This is a genomic window from Nonomuraea sp. JJY05, assembly GCF_043496855.1.
Classification (GTDB): domain Bacteria; phylum Actinomycetota; class Actinomycetes; order Streptosporangiales; family Streptosporangiaceae; genus Nonomuraea.
Map to the genome: position 1 here is coordinate 1 of NZ_JBIEIS010000109.1, position 4,031 is coordinate 4,031.

3 protein-coding genes are annotated in these 4,031 nt (G+C 67.4%); all 3 read right to left on the reverse strand.

The genetic code is table 11. The features are described from left to right. Window positions 1–132 precede the first annotated feature (132 nt). Window positions 133–477: an ATP-binding cassette domain-containing protein gene (locus tag ACFKCF_RS61430; protein WP_394506746.1), complete on the reverse strand. Its 345-nt coding sequence runs from the start codon at window positions 475–477 to the stop codon at window positions 133–135. Window positions 478–506: 29 nt separating this feature from the next. Next, the gene (locus tag ACFKCF_RS61435) at window positions 507–1,574 is read right to left on the reverse strand and encodes a sugar ABC transporter substrate-binding protein (protein ID WP_394506748.1); all 1,068 of its coding nucleotides are present in this window, start codon (window positions 1,572–1,574) and stop codon (window positions 507–509) included. A gap of 174 nt (window positions 1,575–1,748) precedes the next feature. Then, window positions 1,749–3,560, reverse strand: a complete 1,812-nt coding sequence (locus tag ACFKCF_RS61440; protein ID WP_394506749.1) for a family 43 glycosylhydrolase — start codon at window positions 3,558–3,560, stop codon at window positions 1,749–1,751. Window positions 3,561–4,031 lie beyond the last annotated feature (471 nt).

Below are 4,031 nucleotides of genomic sequence, written 5' to 3' on the forward strand. Positions count from 1 at the left end.
CGGTGGCCGCAACATGTCACGGCGACACGCCGTAACTGTAAAGACACAGTCCGCTATATGCGGATAGATGCTATAAGCCTCTGATCAGGGCATACGCCCAAGAATTTGGTTTAAGAACAAGCTCGGCCACTGTCAGCTCGGGGATGATCGTCGATTTCTGGTAGACACAGGCCACCTGCCGCCGCCAGGCGTCGCGGTCGGCGAGTCGTGGGGCGGGCTGCCCCCGAAGGTCAGCGTCCCCTCATCCGGCGCCTGCAGACCGGTCAGGATCGACACCAGAGTCGACTTACCGGCTCCGTTGCGTCCCACGAGCGCGTGGGTCTCGCCCGGCATGATCGTGATCCGTGCGCCGTCGAGCGCTACCATCGAACCGAACCGCTTGATGATCCCCGCAGCCTCGGCGACGGGTGACGCCGCCGGGGCGCACCCGCCGCCCTGGGCCGGACCGGAGCTCGTCGTCGGCTCCCGATCGCCCATATGAATCGTCTTCTTCTCGTCGGCTTCGCTCAGCCGAGGTTGTTGGCCCACAGGGACCGGTCGTTGCTCTTCAGGCTCTTGACGCCGCCGTAGGTTCCGCCGTCGGCGGTGACGAGCGGTGCCGAGAGCTGGTCCTCCAGCACGCCCGGACGGACCTGGATGATGCTGCTGTCGTGGTCGGTCGGGCCCGGCTGGAACGTCTTGCCGTCGATCGCGGCCTTGAGGTAGGACAGGGCGTACTCGGCGTAGAGGTCGGCCGGCTGCGAGACGGTCGCGTCGATCTTGCCCTCGGCGATGTCCTTGAGCTCCTCCGGGATGCCGTCGTTGGAGACGACGAAGACGTGCTTGGGGTCGTCCGGCTTGACCAGCAGCCCCCGCTGTTGCAGCACCTGCAGTGTCCCGGCGAGCGCGAAGCTCGACTGCATGTAGACGCCCTTGATGTCAGGGTTGGCGACCAGGTCCGTCTGCAGCTTCTGCGCGGCGATCGCGCCGTCCCAGTTCGTGGCCTCTCCGAAGACCTTGATACCGGGGTAGTTCTTCTTTATGCATTCGTTGAAGGCCTCGGTACGGTCGCGGCCGTTGATCGAGGCGAGGTCGCCCTGCAGCATGACGACCTTGCCTTGGCCGCCGAGCTTGGTGCCGAGGAACTGGCAGGCCTTCTCGCCGTACGCGCGGTTGTCGGCCCGTACGACCATGTAGACGTCACCGGTGTCGGGTCGGGTGTCGACGGTGACAACGGGGATCTTCTTCGCGGCGAGTTGCTGGAGGGTGGGGGCGATGGCGGCGGTGTCCTGAGGTGCCATCGCGACGCCCTTCACGCCCTGACTCATGAACGTCTGCACGTTGGCGGTCAGCTTGGCGACGTCGTTCTGGGAGTTGGTGGTCTTGATGTCCAGGCCGAGCTTCTTGCCGTACTCGGGGGTGTACTTGATGTAGGAATTCCAGAAGTCGGTGTCGGAGCGCGGGTAGTCGACGCCCACCACGGGAGAGCCGCCGCCGGTGGCGGTCGCGGTGCCGGAGCCGCCACCGCAGGCCGAGAGGAGGGAGAGGGCCAGGCAGGAGCCGATGCCGGCCACGGTTGCCGACCTGAGTTTCATAAGTTCTCCTTGCCGCTGATCTCGGTCTCGCCGAGGACACGGTCGATACTGAGTCAGGTGCGCGGACGGATACAGAGCGCGGTTCGGCAGTACCGCCGTGGCCCGCGATGGACCAGGCGTTGACGATCGCGGCCTGTCCGGTGGGGACGCATGGCGCAGCTCCCTTCCGTCGGGTCACTGGAAGGAGGCGTCGTCCACGTAGAGGCCGTCGGTGCCGGCGGCTGTCTCGACGTAGAAGGAGGCGTTGGTAAGCGTTCCGGTCCAAGAGACGGTGGTGGTGCCGGTGAGCTGGGTCCAGCCGTTGGTGCCAGCCGTTTGCGCCGGGGTGAGCTGGTGATAGTCGGTGGTGCCGTTCGCCGTGACCGCCAGCGTCGCCTTCGCGCTGGGGGTTCCGCTCTGCGCTCGCACCCAGACGCTCGTGGTGAAGCTCTTGCCGTTGGCGAGCTGTGCGGTCACGTTCTGGTTGGGGCCGTTCCAGGCCGCGGTACGCCCGGAGTTGAGCAAGGACCGGCTGCCAGAGTGGGCGACGTCGGTGGCGGAGGACAGAGTGCCGCCGGAGGCGGTCCAGCCCGTGGTGCCGTCCTCCATGGTGCCGTTCGTCAGCAGGTTCCCGCCCCCGGTGCCGCTCGGCGTGAACTGCCACCAGTTGAGGTTGAGCAGGTTGCCGCTGCCGCCCGCGAAGCGGAGGTAGAGGTCTCGGGTGCCGGTCGCGCCCGACACCGGGCAGGTGACCGAGGTCCAGTTCTGCCAGCCGCCGGTGCCGGTGACGGTGCAGGTGCCCACGAGGGTGCCGGTGGCGCCGCCGAGCCGCAACTCGATCCGGCCGCCGCTGGTGCCCGAGGCGACGCGGGCGGTGAAGGAGGAGGCTCCGTTGCCGAAGGCGACACCTTTGACCTTGATGTAGTCGCCGTTCTCGATGAAGCCCACGTTCATGCCGCCTTCGCCGGAGGCTTCGGTCTCGACTCCGGATGCCCAGGCGATGGTCTCGGCCTCCTGGCGGACGAACGGATTGAGCGTGCCGGCCTGGGGCGGTCCGGCGGTGGTCATGTTGATGGTGGGAATGGTGCCGTCGGCGTTGTAGGTGAACTTCTCCACAGCCACTGACCTGGTGAACCCGCCTCCGCCGGGGAGGGCGCCGTTGTGGTAGAAGAAGTAGGACCCGCCGTTGAAGTCGACGATCCCGGCGTGGTTGGTGAAGCTGCCTCCCTGCCGGGGCATGATCGTCCCTCGGTACGTCCACGGCCCGGTGGCGCTGGGGGCCGTCGAGTAGGCGATGAACTCCGAGCAGCATTCGGCGGCGAACACGTTGTAGTACAGGCCGTTGCGCTTGAAGACCCAGGGGGCTTCCTCGTAGAGGGTCGGGCGGCTGGCGTTGCCGGTGCGAGTGCCGTAGCCGGCGGTGGTGAGGGGGATCTGGGTCGGGCTACCGGAGTAGGAGATCATGTCGGTGTTCAGCCGGACGTACCAGAGGCGAGGATTGCCCCAGTACAGGTAGGCCTGGCCGTTGTCGTCGATGAAGACGTTGGGGTCGATCTCGCCGTTGTTGACCAGTGGGCGTCCGATGGCGTCCCGGAAGGGCCCGGTCGGGCTGTCGGCGACCGCGACGCCGATGGCCATCGAACCGGTGGCGCGGTCGCGGACCGGCACGTACCAGTAGAAGCGGCCGTTGCGGGGAGTGACGTGGCCGGCCCAGGCGTTGGCGTCGGCCCAGGCGAAGGTGGCCAGGCTCATGGGCGAGCCGTGGTCGGTCCAGTTGGCCATGTCCGAGGAGGAGTAGACGTGCCAGTCCCGCATGGTGAAGTACGTGGAGCCGTCCTCGTCGTGGCCGGTGTAGACGTAGACGCGGCCGTTGTGGACGAGCGGTGCGGGGTCGGCCGTGTAGATGGTCTGCACGATCGGGTTGTCGGCCCTGGCCGCCGACGGGAACAGCACGGTCGTAAGAAGCAGGCCCACGGTACACAGGACCGTGCGCAGGGCGGGTCTCACCTGTTCGTCTCCCTCGGGCGGTGTGTGACGGGGGTTGGTCGTGGATCCTGGACACGGGGGGCACTTCCAGATGCCGTGTCCAGGACCCGGTCCACAGGGTGATCAGCAGGGGGAGTCGGTCTGCGTCAGAAGGTCCATGCGCCGGGGCAGGGGCCGTAGTCGCCGCTCGCCGTGGCTGACGTCACGCGTCCAGGCCCCGGTTATTGCGCCGGGTGAACGGGTTGATCCCTTCTCGGCATGACCCGGGCAGGCCCGGCCTTGCACCGAGCCCGCCACGTCGGCTCGATCCCGCCCTGATCGCGTGCCGCGATGGCGCTCACCCGACAGGGCGTGTGAACGTCAGGCACATCCGAGCCGGAGCCGTGTCATGCCGTCAGCGCTGCAGTGTCAGCAGACCCGGCCGGTAGGGCAGGAGGCCGTAGTCGCCGCCGGAGTTGGGGCTGCGTCCCTGGTAGAGCAGCTGCAGGTTGC

What these genes read in the sequence shown, in the direction of transcription:
- ACFKCF_RS61430 (WP_394506746.1), bottom strand. Translation starts at nt 477, where the DNA reads ATGGGCGATCGGGAGCCGACGACGAGCTCCGGTCCGGCCCAGGGCGGC.
- ACFKCF_RS61435 (WP_394506748.1), bottom strand. Translation starts at nt 1,574, where the DNA reads ATGAAACTCAGGTCGGCAACCGTGGCCGGCATCGGCTCCTGCCTGGCC.